Raw genomic sequence first — 15,480 nt, 5'->3', positions numbered from 1 at the left:
TATACTACTAGTTATTTCACTACATGCTATCCTTCTTCATATGATATATTTGACTTATAGACAGCTAGAGGAGGTAATAAGTTGGCAGTACAAACTAAATATAAAAAAATCGTAAAAAAACTTCACAACCCAGATCTATATCAACGCGCAAAAGGAATTGACCAACTTAGACAATCTCTTCAAGACGGAGCATATGTTGACTCGTTAATCTATTTATTAGAAGAAGCAGGTGGTAGTTTTCCACAATCATCTGAGGATTGGGATGATGGAAGCTATCATTTAGTTGGGTTTTGTTCAGAATTCCCTCATTCAAATTTAGTAAAGCCGATTGAAAAAAACTTTAAACATTATAGTGAACGCGCTAAATTACAAGCACTTTATTTATTAATAAATATAAAATCTGAATATGCTAGGGATGCCTACATAAGAATTATAGAGAAATATTCAAATCAATTGGATTTAGACATTGATGTAAGTTACATTTTTGAGGAAACAGATTGGACTCCACATTTAGTAAAAAAATTTATTCCCCTGTTAAATAATGAAAAGTATACTTCTTCTATTTTTCACATGATTCTTCTTTGTCATCGAAGTGGAAAGGAACTTTCATATACTAGTGAAGAAAAAGATTTAATTCGTGAATTACTTAAGGGGCACTATGAGGAAAAAAGAGTTTCATATTTGGCATATGATAATGACTATAGCTTACAATTCGTCTACCAAGCTTGGAAGACGTCCTATATATTAATTCGCTCTGAAATGGGGATTTACCTTCAGCTAATGCAATATTTCTTTGATGGTAAAATTCATGATTATTTAATAGAGGCATTACAGTTTAAAGATACCTATTTAAGGGTAGATGCTGTTATGTCACTTCTCGAACGAGGAGAAAATGTATCAAGTGAAATCATCGATTCTTGTGCTTATAATATAGAAGCTTGTGTTTGGTTCTATACTCGATTAATAGAAAGTTCGAAAGAGCATTTCTATACTGTAAATGAAGATATCCAACACAGTTTTGTAAAAAACCGTCTATTCCATTATTTAGTTGATCATGAGGAATTCGGAATCGTACCTGATGAAATTGAAGTAATCAAACGTCATGACACAACAAACTACTATGGACAGGATATTACTTATTATTTAACTAGGTTTAGAAGTAACAGAGAAGATTGGGTAGAGCAAGGTTGGATGGCTGCTTATGTTGGTGCATATCTAACAGAAAATCTCCCAAATCCAAAATTTATCGATGGAACGATTACCAATTTTACGAACTGGGATAAATTCACTGAAGATGAACATATTAACGAACTTGATCAATTAAATAAACAAGAAAACGATAAACTGGACCAAGAAATCATCTTAGAGTCAAAACCTAAGTGGCATTTTGGCACTTTCTTTCTAGGATTTATAACAGCTATTCGAACCGGAACAGCATTTTCAAATCTAGATCCTATTTATTTTTTACTTTTATCATTACTTTGGATTTTTTTCCTATTTAAAGTTTATGCAACAATAAAACTGAGAAAAGAATCAAAGGTCATATTAAAAAGTAAACAATTAACCTATATAAAATTGAACGAAATAAATACCATCGAACTTCATAAAATTTACCGAATGAAGATGGAACTCAGAAAATGGGGCAAAAACGAAGGGAAAATGGCTTCTTATCAACGAAAAATAAAGTATATCGTCTTTTATGACAAAAATGATGAGGAAATCTTATCAATTCCTTCTAATCTTATAGATCCTGAACAATTAATTATCGAAATACAAATATTAACTGATCATTTAATTGAACCCCCTATCATTGAAGTTTACGAAAATGATTTAAGTGCTTAAAATTTAAAAAGGAGTTTAGCTGAAGGCTAAATCTCCTTTTTTTGTTCTTTTTTAAATTGCTCAAGTTTATCAAAGATTGCTCCGTACCGTTTCTCATTTCCTGCTTCTTTTGGTTTATAATACACTTGATTAACTAATCGATCAGGTAGATACTGTTGATTAACCCATCCGCCGAAACTTCCAAGTGGATGATCATGTGGATAAATATATCCAATTCCATGTCCCATATCTTTTGCTCCCGCATAATGGCTATCTTTTAGGTGAGCCGGAATATCATCATGTAATCCACTTCTAACATCACCTAATGCACGATCGATTGCCAATACACTTGAATTTGATTTGGAAGATAAACATAACTCAATGACTGCATTTGATAAAATGATTCTTGCTTCGGGAAAGCCGACTTGCTTTGCTGCCTCGCAAGCCATGACGATTTTCCAAGGATCTCCTGCTAAACCAATATCCTCATAAGCAATTACAGTTAATCTTCGGCAAATACTAGTTAAATCCCCTGCTTCAATTAATCTCGCTAAATAATATAAAGCCGCGTTAACATCGCTACCTCGAATACTTTTTTGAAATCCAGACAACGTATCATAATGAAAATCTCCGTTTTTATCATGATTAAATCCTTTTGATCGGAGAAATTCTTCTATAATCTCATCTTGAACAATGATTGTCCCATCCGATTCTTTTGGAGAACCATACACGATTGATTCTAGTATATTTAACGAAGATCTGGCATCACCATTCACACCATGAGCAATTTTCAAAATCTGTTCTTCAGATATTTGAATTTGCAAATGCCCTAATCCTCTATCTTCATCTCTTAATGCTTTATCTAATAATTTATAGATATGTATTGGAAGTAGTGGTTCTAATTTTAATATATGATTGCAACGGCTTCTGATCGCACTATTAACGTCATGATATGGATTTTCAGTTGTTGCTCCTATTAATGTGATAAATCCGCTCTCAACATAAGAAAGTAAATAATCCTGTTGTAATTTTGACCAACGATGAATTTCATCTGCAAATAAAATAATTTCACCGAACATTTTTGCCTCATGCACAATATCTTCAAGTTCTTTCTTACCAGATGTTGTTGCATTTACCGTTACAAATCTTTTATCTACCGTACCAGCGATTGCATATGCAAATGACGTCTTCCCAATTCCCGGTTCACCATGTATAAGCATTGAGGGAACTCGTCCATTCTGTATTAATCGATATAAGGCTGTATTTTTTCCAATTATAGGTTCCTGTCCAATCAAATCATCGATTGTCTTTGGTCTCATTCGATATGCAAGAGGTTCATGACTCATTTTCCGTCCTCCTAAAAAGCAAACTATAGTATCTATTGTAATGGAATTGGAAATATTTTTCACCTTACATACGAAATATTTCTCATTTAGAACGTTAGAATTGGTGAAACTATATATAGAAGATTTAAAGAGGTGCAAAAAAATGAATGAACAAACTAATAAGTGGTCTCTGGATGATGAAAATACATTAATTGAACTAGTTGAGAAATATGAATATAAAGGTAAATCAAAGCAGGAGGCGTTTGAAATGGTAGCGAATATTATTAACCGCTCAAAAGCAGCGTGCTCTTCAAGGTATCAACTATTGAAGAAAAAACAAAATAGTCAATATCAAACAAATCATTCTATTGAAGTAAACCAAGAAACAGATCAAAATAAAAGCCCAAGCTTAGAACTAATCATACAATTCTTATCGAAGGAATTTAATACTCTAATTCTAATAGAAGAAAATAACCAACTACAAAATAAATTACTAAATTTAAAAGCTGAAAATGAAAAATTAATCAAAACGATAAATCATAAAAAGGCAGATATCCAAAAAAAATATGTTTTACTAAAGCCGTTCGTTAATAAATAATTTAGATAAAGAATTCATTACATTTCTTCCTTTTAGATCCTATTGTATAATGAAGAATAGATATCCAAGCAGTAGTGAGGAGAAACATGAAATGAATTGGAAAAAAGGCGGTTTGTGGATTATTATCTTTTTTATTGTAAAAGGTACGCTTTCAACACTTTTAATTGTCACAGGTGCAAAATATTTTAATCTGAGTACTATTCAAATTTTATTAATAGTATTCATCTTTCTGTTCATCTCTTTAGTTGGTCGAAGATTTATAAAAAAACGTAAAAATAGTAATCAACAAAAAGATGTAAATATGTAAAAATAACCCCAGGGAACTCAGTTCTCTGGGGTCTTTTTTACTTCTTATTCATTTCTCTTGATTCCTTGTCATTTACAACACCATCTTTACCAACTTTACCGTTTTTTTCAACCACATTATTAATTTTTTTATACTTTACGTTTATGTTATTTGAAAGATTATCTACTTTATGTTGAGTTTTATCCTTCTGCATATCACTACTACCACACGCTGTTAATATTGTTAAAGATAGACTGAAAGTACAAAATAATTTTAAAAATTTTTTCAATTTCATCCACCTCCTTTTTGAAGGTAGTATGGCTAAATTTATAGGTCGTATTCAATTTTCATAAAATCGGTATGCTGTAAATAGAAAAAAATAATTATACACTGCACTATAATCTACTTTATTGATACTCCGACAATCGCTCCCAATCTATAAAATAAAAAAAGCTGTAGGAAAATTAAATTCCTACAGCTTTGCTTATTTTACTCTTTACCTACGCGTTGGATTTCGATATCTTTGATTAATTCTCGAACAACATGACTAGCCGCAACCAGCCCAGCAACAGAAGGTACGAAAGCATTTGATGAAGGTGGCATCTTTGCTTTACGAATTTTCGTATTTTCATCTGGCACAATTTCTTTACGAATTTCTTCACGAATGACGATCGGACTTTCATCAGAGTAGACAACAGTCACTCCTTTATTAATTCCCTCTTTACGAAGTTTTGTTCGAATTACTTTTGCAATTGGATCATGCGTAGTTTTTGATATATCCGCAATCTTAAATCGAGTAGGATCCATTTTATTTGCTGCACCCATACTCGAAATAATCGGAACACCTCGACGACGACATTCTTTTATCAAGTGGATTTTATATGTAATTGTATCAGATGCATCAATTACAAAATCTAATGGAATTTCAAAAAACTTTTCGTATGTTTCTTCAGTGTAAAACATTTTATGTGTAATCACATCACACTCTGGGTTAATCTCAAGAATGCGTTGCTTCATCATTTCTACCTTAGACTCACCTACAGTAGACAATAATGCATGGATTTGTCTATTAACATTTGTAATATCAATAACATCTTTATCCACTAAAATTAATCGGCCCACACCAGATCGAGCTAATGCTTCGGCAGAAAAAGAGCCAACTCCTCCAATTCCTAAAATCGCAACCGTACTTTTTTGTAATCGTTCTAACCCTGCTTTACCAAAAGCAAGTTCATTACGAGAAAATTGGTGTAACATTTATTCAACTCCCACTATCTTAATCAGAATACAATGATTTAAATATACATGATACAAGCAGTTTTCATCAAGCATGATTTGATGAAGACTTGTGAAAAACGATAATATTTGAATAACTAGATGAAAAAGGGAAGGATTAAGGAAACTTAACTCCTTATACCCTTCCTTTTTATTCTACTCTTCTACTGTTGTTTTTAAAGATAATTCTTCTAACTGAGATCCAGAAACTGGACTAGGCGCATTCGTTAATAAACAACTTGCTGATGCAGTTTTCGGGAATGCGATTGTATCACGTAAGTTTGAGCGACCTGCAAGTATCATTACAATTCGGTCTAGACCTAATGCAATTCCACCATGAGGAGGAGTTCCATATTCAAATGCTTCCATTAAGAAACCAAACTGAGCTTTTGCTTCCTCTTCTGAAAAGCCTAGACACTTGAACATTTTTTCTTGAATGTCTCTTTCATAAATACGTACTGAACCTCCACCAAGCTCATATCCGTTCAATACAAGGTCATAAGCTTCTGCTTTTACGCTACCAGGATCAGTATCTAATTTCGCTAAGTCTTCGCGTACAGGTGATGTAAATGGATGATGGGCAGCAAAGTAACGATTTAATTCCGCATCGTATTCTAGTAATGGCCAGTCAGTTACCCATAAGAAGTTAAATTTCGATTGATCAATTAAGTCTAAGTCTTTTCCTAACTTCAAGCGAAGTGCCCCTAAGCTATTTGCAACAACTGCTGAGTCTGAAGCAACAAATAAGATTAAATCGCCAACTTCAGCTTCTACAGCTAACTTTAATGTAGAAAATTCTTCCTCACTAAAGAATTTAGCAATTGGTCCTTTAAATCCATCTTCTTCAAGTTTTAACCATGCAAGACCTTTAGCACCATAACGGCCAGCATATTCCTGTAAACCATCAATATCTTTACGTGAATAATTTGCTGCTTGCCCTTTAACATTTAAACATTTAACTTGGCCACCATTTTCAACAGCTGATGTAAATACTTTAAATCCACTTTCTTTTGCGAAAGATGATACATCAATTAGTTCTAAACCAAAACGAGTATCAGGCTTATCTGAACCATAACGAGTCATTGCTTCTTCATAGCTCATACGAGGAAGTGGTGTTACTAATTCTACTTCCTTTGTTTCTTTCATGACTTTAACCATCATTCTTTCTGTCATTTCCATAATTTCCTCTTGTGAAAGGAAGCTAGTTTCAATGTCGATTTGAGTAAATTCTGGCTGACGGTCAGCACGTAAATCTTCATCACGGAAACAGCGTGCGATTTGGAAGTAACGTTCAAATCCTGATACCATTAATAATTGTTTAAAAATTTGTGGTGATTGCGGTAAAGCATAGAACTCACCTGGATGAACTCGACTTGGTACTAAATAGTCTCTTGCACCTTCAGGCGTACTCTTCGTTAAAATCGGTGTTTCTACTTCTAAGAAGTCTTCTCCATCTAAGAAATCACGAACCGATTTTGTTATTTTTGAACGTAATTTAAACGTGTCATACATTACTGGACGACGTAAGTCTAAGTAACGATATTTTAATCGCAAGTCTTCTGCTACTTCTGTCTTATTTTCAATTGCAAATGGAGGATTTTTTGCTTTATTTATAAGTTCAATTTGTTCTACTGAAATTTCAATCGCACCAGTTTCAAGATTAGTATTAACTGTACCTTCTCCGCGAGAAACCACTGTTCCTTGAACATGAAGGATAAATTCATTTCGTACAGTTTCCGCTAAAGTTAATGCTTCACCTGATACTTCAGGATTAAATACAATTTGTACGATTCCTGAACGGTCACGTAAATCTACGAAAATTAATCCGCCTAAATCACGTCTTTTTTGAACCCAACCTTTAAGTGTTACACTTTGACCAATATGTGATTCTCTTAATTCTCCACATAAATGCGTACGTTGTTCCATTTTAATTTCCCCCAATTGTTTATTTAGAACTTACATATTTCACAAATATATCTAATGCAACTTCCTCTTGTACACCTGTTTCCTGATCCTTTAAGTTAATTACCCCTCTAGATAACTCTTCTTCACCAAGTACAGCAATATATTTAGCTTTGTATCTCTCAGCAGCTTTAAATTGCGCTTTGATTTTTCGATCTTGGTAATCTTTTTCACATACAAGACCTGCTTTTCTTAATTGATATAATAGAGCAGTCGCAGATTTTTTCACTTCATCACCGAGTGCGATTAAAAATACATCCATTTCTTGTTGAATTGGAAGTTCGATACCTTCCGTTTCAAGCGCTAATAATAAACGCTCGATGCTTAATGCAAATCCCATTCCCGGAGTACTTGGACCACCGAAATCTTCCACCATGCCATTGTATCGACCACCACCACTTAGTGTAGAAATTGATCCAAAGCCTTTACCTTCTAACATGATCTCGAATACTGTGTGATTATAATAATCTAGCCCACGAACTAAATTAGGATCAATTTCAAATGGAATATTCATTGCTGTTAAATAAGATTGAACATCCTCAAAATATTTCACAGACTCATCATTTAAATATTCAAGAATTGAAGGCGCTGATTTCATTGAAGGGTGATTATGATCTTTTTTACAATCTAATACTCGAAGTGGATTAGACTCTAATCGATTTTGACAATCACTACACAGCTCATGAACAACTGGCTTAAAGTGATTCACAAGTGCTTCACGGTGAGCCTTACGACTTTCTAAATCACCTAAACTATTGATTACAAGTTTTATATTTTTCAACCCAAGGCCACGATATAAATCTCTTGATAATGCTAGTACTTCTGCATCAATCGAAGGATCATTACTACCCAACGCTTCGATTCCAAATTGAACGAATTGACGATATCGTCCTGCTTGTGGGCGTTCGTAACGGAACATTGGACCAATATAATACAATTTTGTTGGTTGATTACTATTTCCATGCATTTTATTTTCTACATATGAACGTACGATTGATGCTGTACCTTCAGGACGTAAAGTTAAACTGCGATCACCACGATCCGTAAAACTGTACATTTCTTTTTGTACAATATCCGTTGTATCACCTACACCTTTTTGAAATACTTCAGTATGCTCAAACATTGGTGTACGAATTTCATTGTAGTTATATCGTTTGCATAAATCCCTTGCAAACTTTTCAATATACTGCCACTTCTCAACCGTACCAGGTAAAATATCCTGTGTTCCTCTTGGAATATTAATTGACATTGCGAATCCTCCTAAAATAAACCTTTATAAATACAAAAAACTCTCGTGCCTACTGAAAAACAGTAGGGACGAGAGTTATAAGCCCGTGGTACCACCCTAATTGAAGAACTGATTTTAGTCCTTCCACTTTCATCGTTAACGCCGATTACGTTCATTCTTACTAAGTAAACTTTTCAGAACAAAGCCTCTGGAGTGTCTTTCAATTAGTTTACTTGTAGAAATGCTCTCAGCCACGACATTTCCTCTCTCTTCAAGGGAATCTAATTTACTTTTCTCCGTCTATGGAATGTTTCTATGTATCAATATGTTATTTAATATCTTACGTTCGGATACAATAATTGTCAAGAACTGTTAAAAAATATTTACGAACGTTCTAATTGTTTCTTTAGATCTCGTACTTCTCTTAAAGTTAATCCAAACTCACTTGCCATCTCTAATGAATTCGTTTCAGTACCTCTATTTTGAAATTCATGAAAATCCATATTTAGAACTCCTCTACGATTAGAGCCAAGACTATTTCGATTGTTAATTCTCATGATGCAGTCTCCTTCCAATTATCTTACTATTTAGCATGTCCAGGTTTTAAAAAACTTAAACGAAAATAGTAGAAGGAAGTACTGTAAAAAATTTTGGCTGTTTTTCTAATTTTTGTTGCTATTTAAGAGGTATCTTAGTTGATCCCACTCCAGGATGCTCGCTTTCCGTGGGGTGGGCGCTGAGCCTCCTCGGCAAAATCGCCTGCGGGGTCTCAGCTGTCCCACACCTCCCACAGGAGTCTCGCACCTTCCGCTCCAATCAACTTCTAATCAGTTCTTGGGAACTACTATGTTAAATTCAAAAGGATTATCCTAACTTATAAGACTTTACAATTTATCAGAACCAATCAAAAAAACCATGGTTTCCCATGGCTTAGAACAATAAATGTATTGTCGATCGAAAACTTTCTACTGTCCCATCTAACAAATAAATTAATCCATAATAGATAATGAGTATTAAGATTACAATTAAAGCTGCTTTAAAAAAACTTCTAAGAATCGTAAATAGTATTACACCTGCAATGAGGATTAATATGAGCGTAACAATGTCCATAAAATACCTCCGATGCAATTTTTTAAAACGATATATTGTATTTATATTCAGTATACAATGATAATATTTTTATTTAGGTAAAATGTTACTTTCATCCTAAGTGTGTTTAATAAAAAAATCTTCTCCCTAATCATTTTAGGAAGAAGATTTACATTTTTATATTAACTTTCAATCATGATTGTTACAGGACCCCAGTTTGTAAACGACACATCCATATCCGCTCCAAAAATACCTGTTTGAACCTCATAGCCTTGTTCACGTAAATAAGAATTAAACCGCTCGTATAATTCATTTGCTATATCAGGTTTTGCAGCATCTGTAAAGCTTGGACGTCTACCTTTTCTAGTGTCACCATATAACGTAAATTGAGAAACTGATAGGATTTGTCCTTCAATATCTTTTAGAGATAGATTCATTTTCCCATTTTCATCTTCAAAAATTCTAAGATTTACGGCTTTATCTGCACAATATTTCATATCTTCTATTGTATCTTCGTGAGTAATTCCAACAAGTAATAATAATCCCTTAGGTATTTGACCTACAACTTGTCCTTCAACTACGACTTTTGCTTCCTTTGTACGCTGTAATAAAACCCTCATAATTTTGCCTCCTATACTAGTGGAAAATTCGTCGTACAGAATAAATATCCGGAATTTGTTTAACTTTATCCACTACTTTTTGAAGGTGATTTATATTACGAATAGACAAACTCATTGTAATTGTAGCCATTTTATTTCGATCATTTTTACCTGTAACTGATGAAATATTTGTTTTCGTCTCATTTACGACCGAAAGAACTTCATTTAATAAGCCACGGCGATCGTAACCAAAAATCTCAATATCTACGTTGTAATCACGTTCGAAAGTTGGACTCTCTTCCCATTCTACTTCTATAAAACGATCTTCTTCACTATCATTTAGCATGTTTACACAGTCACTACGGTGTACTGACACACCTCGACCTTTTGTAATATAACCAACGATATCATCACCTGGTACAGGGTTACAGCATTTTGAGAGACGAATTAATAAGTTATCAACGCCTTTAACTGAAATACCCGCATCTTTACGACGTGATGGAGCTTTCTTTAAATCCGTAGAAAGTTCTTTTAATCGTTCTTCTAAATCAACTTCCGGTTTTTTACGGAACTTATCCGTTAAACGATGTGCAATTTGAGCTGCAGTTATACCATTATAGCCAACCGCTGCATACATATCTTCTGCATTCGAAAAATTAAATTTCTCAGCCACACGTTTTAAATTTTCAGAAGTTAGTACTTCTTTTAAATCGCAATCTAATGCTTTTATCTCTTTTTCAACTAATTCTTTCCCTTTATCAACATTCTCTTCACGTCTTTGCTTTTTAAAATATTGGCGTATTTTATTTTTTGCATGTGAAGATTGAGCTACCTTTAACCAGTCTTGGCTAGGTCCATATGAATGTTTTGATGTCATAATCTCTACGATATCACCAGTTTTAAGTTTATAATCTAGTGGAACCATTTTTCCATTTACTTTAGAACCAATTGTTTTATTACCGATTTCTGAGTGAATTCGATATGCAAAATCGATAGGAACTGAACCAAGTGGTAACTCGTATACATCACCTTTTGGAGTAAATACGAAAACCATATCTGAAAACAAGTCCATCTTTACAGATTCCATAAACTCTTCTGCATTCGTGGAGTTATCCTGCCACTCAATAATCTCCCTAAACCAACTTAACTTATTCTCTAAAGATTTCTGTGTTGGTATATTGGAACTATCTTCTTTATAAGCCCAATGTGCTGCAACCCCATACTCTGCAATTTGATGCATTTCTTTCGTACGAATTTGCACTTCAAGTGGGTCACCTTTTGGACCTATTACAGTCGTATGAAGTGATTGATAAAGATTTGCTTTTGGCATAGCAATATAATCTTTAAAACGACCTGGCATTGGCTTCCAACAAGTATGAATCACACCTAAGACAGCATAACAATCTTTAATACTATTAACGATTACACGTACGGCTAATAAATCATAAATTTCGTTAAACTGCTTATTTTGCTTGGCCATTTTATGATAAATACTATAAATATGTTTTGGTCGACCAGAAATTTCAGTTTTAATTTCAACATCTTCTAGTTGAGATGTAATTTCATTGATAACTTCTTCTAGATATTGTTCACGTTCAGCCCTTTTACGCTTCATCAAGTTAACAATTCGATAATATTGTTGAGGGTTTAAATAACGTAAAGCAGTATCTTCGAGCTCCCATTTTACTTTACTAATCCCTAATCGGTGAGCTAAAGGTGCAAATATTTCTAACGTCTCATTTGCAATTCTAATACGTTTTTCTTGCGGTAAATGCTTTAACGTTCTCATGTTATGAAGGCGATCGGCTAATTTTATTAAAATTACTCTCAAGTCTTGTGCCATCGCAACAAACATTTTGCGATGATTTTCAGCTTGCTGTTCTTCCTTCGATTTAAACTTAATTTTCCCTAGTTTAGTAACTCCATCAACTAGCATTGAAACTTCTTTTCCAAATTGATTTTCTAAATCTTCTTTTGAAACCTCTGTATCTTCTACTACATCGTGAAGAAACCCAGCACTAATGGTAGTTGCATCCATCTCTAGGCTAACAAGTATACCTGCTACTTGAACAGGATGTATTATATACGGTTCACCAGACTTACGATATTGCTCTGAATGTGCATCGCGAGCATATTCATAAGCACGTTTAATAAACGCCACATCATCTTCTTTTAAATATTGGGACGCTTGCTCTAAAACTTGTTCAGCTGTCAAAACTTGCTCAGTAGCCATTTAATCACCTTAAATCTTTATTTCTTATATTATCGTGAATATTTCGTTTTTTGTAAAGCAGGAGTCGTCAAAATTCATTTTTTTTTGCGAGTCTTTGATAGAAAAAGAGCACCCTGATTATTCAGAGTACCCCATCTTATAACATTATATAATGTTATTTATTAATATGTCATTAATGTGAAAATATCATAACCTTCTAGTTTTTTACGACCTTCTAAATAAGAAAGTTCGATCAAGAAAGCAATACCCACTACAACTCCACCAAGTTCTTCAACAAGATTGATCGTTGCTTCAATCGTTCCACCAGTAGCTAATAAGTCATCTGTAATTAATACACGCTGACCTGGCTTAATCGCATCCTTATGCATTGTTAAAGTATTTGTGCCATATTCTAAATCATAGTTATAGCTAATCACTTCACGAGGTAATTTACCTGGTTTACGGACTGGTGCAAAACCTACACCTAATGCATAAGAAATTGGACATCCAACAATAAATCCACGTGCTTCTGGTCCAACAATTAAATCAATACTTTTTTCTTGTGCATAAGCTACAATTTGATCAGTAGCTTCTTTATAAGCTTTTCCATCATTCATTAATGAAGAAATATCTTTAAACTGAACCCCTTCTTTAGGCCAGTTTGGTACGATTGTAATATAGTCTTTCAAATTCATTAAATAAGTGCCTCCCCATTTTCGGAAAAATGACTTTTCATATTTTGAAAAAATGCTGTTAATTCATCACATTTTGAGTACAGAAATAAACGTTCTAGTTCAATACTAGCTAGTTTTTTGGCATACGTATTTGATAGAGAGAGATCTTTCTTCTCAGTTTGTGGCAACAAACGAATTTTCCCATCCTCTATTGTAACAAATTCTAAATCAAAAAACACCTTTGTCATAAAATCTACTTGTTCTTTTTTCCAACCCATCTTACGACATAATGCCACTTCATACATCTTCATGTCAAATGGATTGGTATTTGATAAAATTGAATAATACTTTTTAAAACTTTCTCTACTCGGAATTGGTGAAAAGAAATGCAACTCTTCTTGATTAAAAACAAGATAAATTCGTTCAGAAATTCCATTTTTGAAAACAGTTTGTAAGTCATTTTCTGATCCAGGTAGATCTAAAAGTATTACGTAATTTTGTTGGATATTTAACTCCGAATCATTAATCGATTCATATGACACGAATGTAGAAATCGGATATTTATTTTTCAATTCGGTATAATCATTATCCGATTGATGAATAAATACAAGCTTTTCCTCATTCGATGGTAAATTTAAACGGTGTGGCTCTTGACCTCTTAAATCAAATAGTTGCCAATGATTCACGCTAATATCTTGGATCATTAATTGAGGTTTACGTTTACCATTCCACTCATTTATTGAAGCCATTCCTAAACAAGACACTTTTGATCCACTTGCAATTTCATTTACAACATGTCCAAACCCAAAGCCAACGGCATCAAGGGAAGTAACGTCGTCTTTTAATTGAAGTTTTAAATGTGAACCTTCGTTCCCTATTTGTTTTATATTTATGAAATCTACTTCTTGTATTTCCAATACAGGCTTAGGATTATGCATGCCAAAAGGTGCAAGCATGTTTAACTCATTTATAAAAGCAATTGAAATTTCATTTGCTTGGCAAAGCAAATCAACTTCCTTAAGTGGAATAAAATCATCATCTGACATAATTTGATCTGCAAATTCATTTAAGCGATGTCTCAATTGCTCCAAATCATCAATAGCTAAGGTCATACCCGCCGCAAGAGTATGTCCACCAAAATGAGGTAAAATATCTTTACATTTTGTTAAATTTTCGAATAACGAAAAACCTTCAATACTCCTTGCAGACCCTTTTGCAATCCCTTTTTCTCTATCGATACTCAGCACAATTACCGGTTTGTAAAAACGGTCCACTAGTTTCGATGCAACGATTCCAACTACACCAGCGTTCCATCCTTCTTTTGCAACAATAATTACTTTATTAGAGCAAGAACTATCTAAACTATGCACTTGTTTAATTGCTTCTTCAGTCATAGTAGATACTAATTCTTGTCGTTCTCTATTAAGTAAATCAATTTGCTCTGCTCTAGTTCTTGCCATCTCACGATCATTTTCTAAAACAAGTTCAACTGCTGGTTTTGCATCACCTAAGCGTCCTACAGCATTAATTCTTGGTCCAATTGCAAAACCGATTGTTTCTTCACTTATTGATTCATGTGATACTCCACTGATTTCAAGTAAAGCTTTAAGACCAACTCTATTCGTTTGCTTAAGCTGTCTCACTCCTAGCTTTACGATTAAACGATTTTCGTCAACTAGTGGTACTAAATCTGCAACAGTACCAATTGAAACAAGCTCCATATATTCTTCAGGCTCTCTACCTAATAATGCAGATGCAAATTTAAATACAACACCTACTCCAGCTAATTCTTTAAACGGATAGCTTGGACTAAGTTTCGGATGAATAATTGCGAATGCTTTTGGTAGTTCTTCAGGCGGTTCATGATGATCAGTTATGATGACATCAATACCAAGTTCATTTGCAAAATCAACTTCATTTGCTGCAGAAATTCCAGTATCAACTGTTATGATTAATGAGTAGCCTTGTTCATGTGCCCACTTAAAGGCATTATTATTCGGTCCATATCCTTCCGTAAATCGGTTAGGAATATAATAATCTACATTTGCTTCTAATTCTTTTAATGTCAAATACAATACAGATGTACTACTTACTCCATCTGCATCATAATCACCAAAGATTAATATTTTTTCGTTTTCTTCTATCGCTTGAAACACTCTGTCAATCGAAATGTCCATACCCTCTAATAAAAACGGGTCATGAAAACTCATTTGATCTTCATATAAAAACTGCTTTGCTGATTCAATGGTTGTTAACCCGCGAGTAACAAGTAGTTTAGCTAAAAGAGGGGATATCTGTAATTCTTTACTTAATAGTTGCTCTTCCTGTTGATTCGATGACTTCGGTTTCCAACGTGCTTTTGACTTTAACAAATCTTTTCACCCCTAACTGTACTATTATACTAAAGTAAT

14 protein-coding genes and 1 other annotated feature are annotated in these 15,480 nt (G+C 33.7%); of the genes, 3 read left to right on the top strand and 11 right to left on the bottom strand.

Features of this window, described 5'->3' with window-relative positions; genetic code table 11:
• Positions 1 to 81 precede the first annotated feature (81 nt).
• Positions 82 to 1,842, top strand: a complete 1,761-nt coding sequence (locus B7R65_RS18750; protein ID WP_088044358.1) for a hypothetical protein — start codon at positions 82 to 84, stop codon at positions 1,840 to 1,842.
• A 26-nt stretch (positions 1,843 to 1,868) separates the two neighbouring features.
• Here B7R65_RS18750 and B7R65_RS18745 read toward each other — a convergent pair whose 3' ends face one another.
• Positions 1,869 to 3,167 carry a replication-associated recombination protein A gene (locus B7R65_RS18745; RefSeq protein ID WP_088044357.1) on the bottom strand — a complete coding sequence of 433 codons (1,299 nt, stop codon included), beginning with the start codon at positions 3,165 to 3,167 and terminating at the stop codon, positions 1,869 to 1,871.
• Positions 3,168 to 3,309: 142 nt separating this feature from the next.
• On the opposite strand from B7R65_RS18745, the gene B7R65_RS18740 reads away from it, so the two are divergent.
• Together B7R65_RS18740 and B7R65_RS18735 are read left to right on the top strand one after the other, a co-directional pair.
• On the top strand, positions 3,310 to 3,744 hold the full coding sequence (locus tag B7R65_RS18740) for a Myb-like DNA-binding domain-containing protein (RefSeq protein WP_088044356.1): 435 nt from the start codon (positions 3,310 to 3,312) through the stop codon (positions 3,742 to 3,744).
• 91 nt (positions 3,745 to 3,835) lie between these two features.
• Positions 3,836 to 4,051: a hypothetical protein gene (locus B7R65_RS18735; RefSeq protein WP_088044355.1), complete on the top strand. Its 216-nt coding sequence runs from the start codon at positions 3,836 to 3,838 to the stop codon at positions 4,049 to 4,051.
• A gap of 37 nt (positions 4,052 to 4,088) precedes the next feature.
• On the opposite strand, the gene B7R65_RS18730 is transcribed toward B7R65_RS18735, so the two are convergent.
• The 10 genes from B7R65_RS18730 to recJ all read right to left on the bottom strand — a co-directional run bounded on the left by B7R65_RS18730 (position 4,089) and on the right by recJ (position 15,441).
• Positions 4,089 to 4,319 carry a hypothetical protein gene (locus tag B7R65_RS18730; RefSeq protein ID WP_142288281.1) on the bottom strand — a complete coding sequence of 77 codons (231 nt, stop codon included), beginning with the start codon at positions 4,317 to 4,319 and terminating at the stop codon, positions 4,089 to 4,091.
• Positions 4,320 to 4,519: 200 nt separating this feature from the next.
• The gene (locus B7R65_RS18725) at positions 4,520 to 5,287 is read right to left on the bottom strand and encodes a tRNA threonylcarbamoyladenosine dehydratase (RefSeq protein ID WP_088044353.1); all 768 of its coding nucleotides are present in this window, start codon (positions 5,285 to 5,287) and stop codon (positions 4,520 to 4,522) included.
• A 174-nt stretch (positions 5,288 to 5,461) separates the two neighbouring features.
• Positions 5,462 to 7,231, bottom strand: coding sequence for an aspartate--tRNA ligase (gene aspS, locus B7R65_RS18720; protein ID WP_088044352.1), 1,770 nt, complete (start codon positions 7,229 to 7,231; stop codon positions 5,462 to 5,464).
• Positions 7,232 to 7,250: 19 nt separating this feature from the next.
• Positions 7,251 to 8,516, bottom strand: a complete 1,266-nt coding sequence (gene hisS / locus B7R65_RS18715) for a histidine--tRNA ligase (protein WP_088044351.1) — start codon at positions 8,514 to 8,516, stop codon at positions 7,251 to 7,253.
• Between the two features lie 61 nt (positions 8,517 to 8,577).
• Positions 8,578 to 8,807: a binding site (T-box leader), on the bottom strand.
• A gap of 71 nt (positions 8,808 to 8,878) precedes the next feature.
• Positions 8,879 to 9,052, bottom strand: coding sequence for an RNA polymerase subunit sigma-70 (locus B7R65_RS18710; RefSeq protein WP_088044350.1), 174 nt, complete (start codon positions 9,050 to 9,052; stop codon positions 8,879 to 8,881).
• 373 nt (positions 9,053 to 9,425) lie between these two features.
• Positions 9,426 to 9,605 carry a hypothetical protein gene (locus B7R65_RS18705; protein ID WP_088044349.1) on the bottom strand — a complete coding sequence of 60 codons (180 nt, stop codon included), beginning with the start codon at positions 9,603 to 9,605 and terminating at the stop codon, positions 9,426 to 9,428.
• A 161-nt stretch (positions 9,606 to 9,766) separates the two neighbouring features.
• The gene (gene dtd, locus B7R65_RS18700) at positions 9,767 to 10,204 is read right to left on the bottom strand and encodes a D-aminoacyl-tRNA deacylase (protein ID WP_088044348.1); all 438 of its coding nucleotides are present in this window, start codon (positions 10,202 to 10,204) and stop codon (positions 9,767 to 9,769) included.
• 16 nt (positions 10,205 to 10,220) lie between these two features.
• Complete coding sequence (locus tag B7R65_RS18695) at positions 10,221 to 12,416, bottom strand: RelA/SpoT family protein (protein WP_088044347.1); 2,196 nt, start codon at positions 12,414 to 12,416, stop codon at positions 10,221 to 10,223.
• A gap of 161 nt (positions 12,417 to 12,577) precedes the next feature.
• The gene (locus tag B7R65_RS18690) at positions 12,578 to 13,090 is read right to left on the bottom strand and encodes an adenine phosphoribosyltransferase (RefSeq protein ID WP_088044346.1); all 513 of its coding nucleotides are present in this window, start codon (positions 13,088 to 13,090) and stop codon (positions 12,578 to 12,580) included.
• Positions 13,090 to 15,441: a single-stranded-DNA-specific exonuclease RecJ gene (recJ, locus tag B7R65_RS18685; protein ID WP_088044345.1), complete on the bottom strand. Its 2,352-nt coding sequence runs from the start codon at positions 15,439 to 15,441 to the stop codon at positions 13,090 to 13,092. The genes B7R65_RS18690 and recJ overlap by 1 nt, the downstream gene beginning before the upstream one ends.
• Positions 15,442 to 15,480: the final 39 nt, after the last annotated feature.

The sequence above is a fragment of the Bacillus sp. EAC genome (assembly GCF_002156875.1).
In the GTDB taxonomy this organism is placed as follows: domain Bacteria; phylum Bacillota; class Bacilli; order Bacillales; family Bacillaceae_G; genus Gottfriedia.
This window is presented reverse-complemented; position numbering and strand designations above follow the sequence as displayed.

Coding starts and splice junctions, on each gene's coding strand:
- B7R65_RS18735 (WP_088044355.1), top strand. CDS start 3,836: ATGAATTGGAAAAAAGGCGGTTTGTGGATTATTATCTTTTTTATTGTA.
- B7R65_RS18690 (WP_088044346.1), bottom strand. CDS start 13,090: ATGAATTTGAAAGACTATATTACAATCGTACCAAACTGGCCTAAAGAA.
- dtd (WP_088044348.1), bottom strand. CDS start 10,204: ATGAGGGTTTTATTACAGCGTACAAAGGAAGCAAAAGTCGTAGTTGAA.
- aspS (WP_088044352.1), bottom strand. CDS start 7,231: ATGGAACAACGTACGCATTTATGTGGAGAATTAAGAGAATCACATATT.
- B7R65_RS18740 (WP_088044356.1), top strand. CDS start 3,310: ATGAATGAACAAACTAATAAGTGGTCTCTGGATGATGAAAATACATTA.
- B7R65_RS18725 (WP_088044353.1), bottom strand. CDS start 5,287: ATGTTACACCAATTTTCTCGTAATGAACTTGCTTTTGGTAAAGCAGGG.
- B7R65_RS18695 (WP_088044347.1), bottom strand. CDS start 12,416: ATGGCTACTGAGCAAGTTTTGACAGCTGAACAAGTTTTAGAGCAAGCG.
- hisS (WP_088044351.1), bottom strand. CDS start 8,516: ATGTCAATTAATATTCCAAGAGGAACACAGGATATTTTACCTGGTACG.
- B7R65_RS18710 (WP_088044350.1), bottom strand. CDS start 9,052: ATGAGAATTAACAATCGAAATAGTCTTGGCTCTAATCGTAGAGGAGTT.
- B7R65_RS18705 (WP_088044349.1), bottom strand. CDS start 9,605: ATGGACATTGTTACGCTCATATTAATCCTCATTGCAGGTGTAATACTA.
- B7R65_RS18745 (WP_088044357.1), bottom strand. CDS start 3,167: ATGAGTCATGAACCTCTTGCATATCGAATGAGACCAAAGACAATCGAT.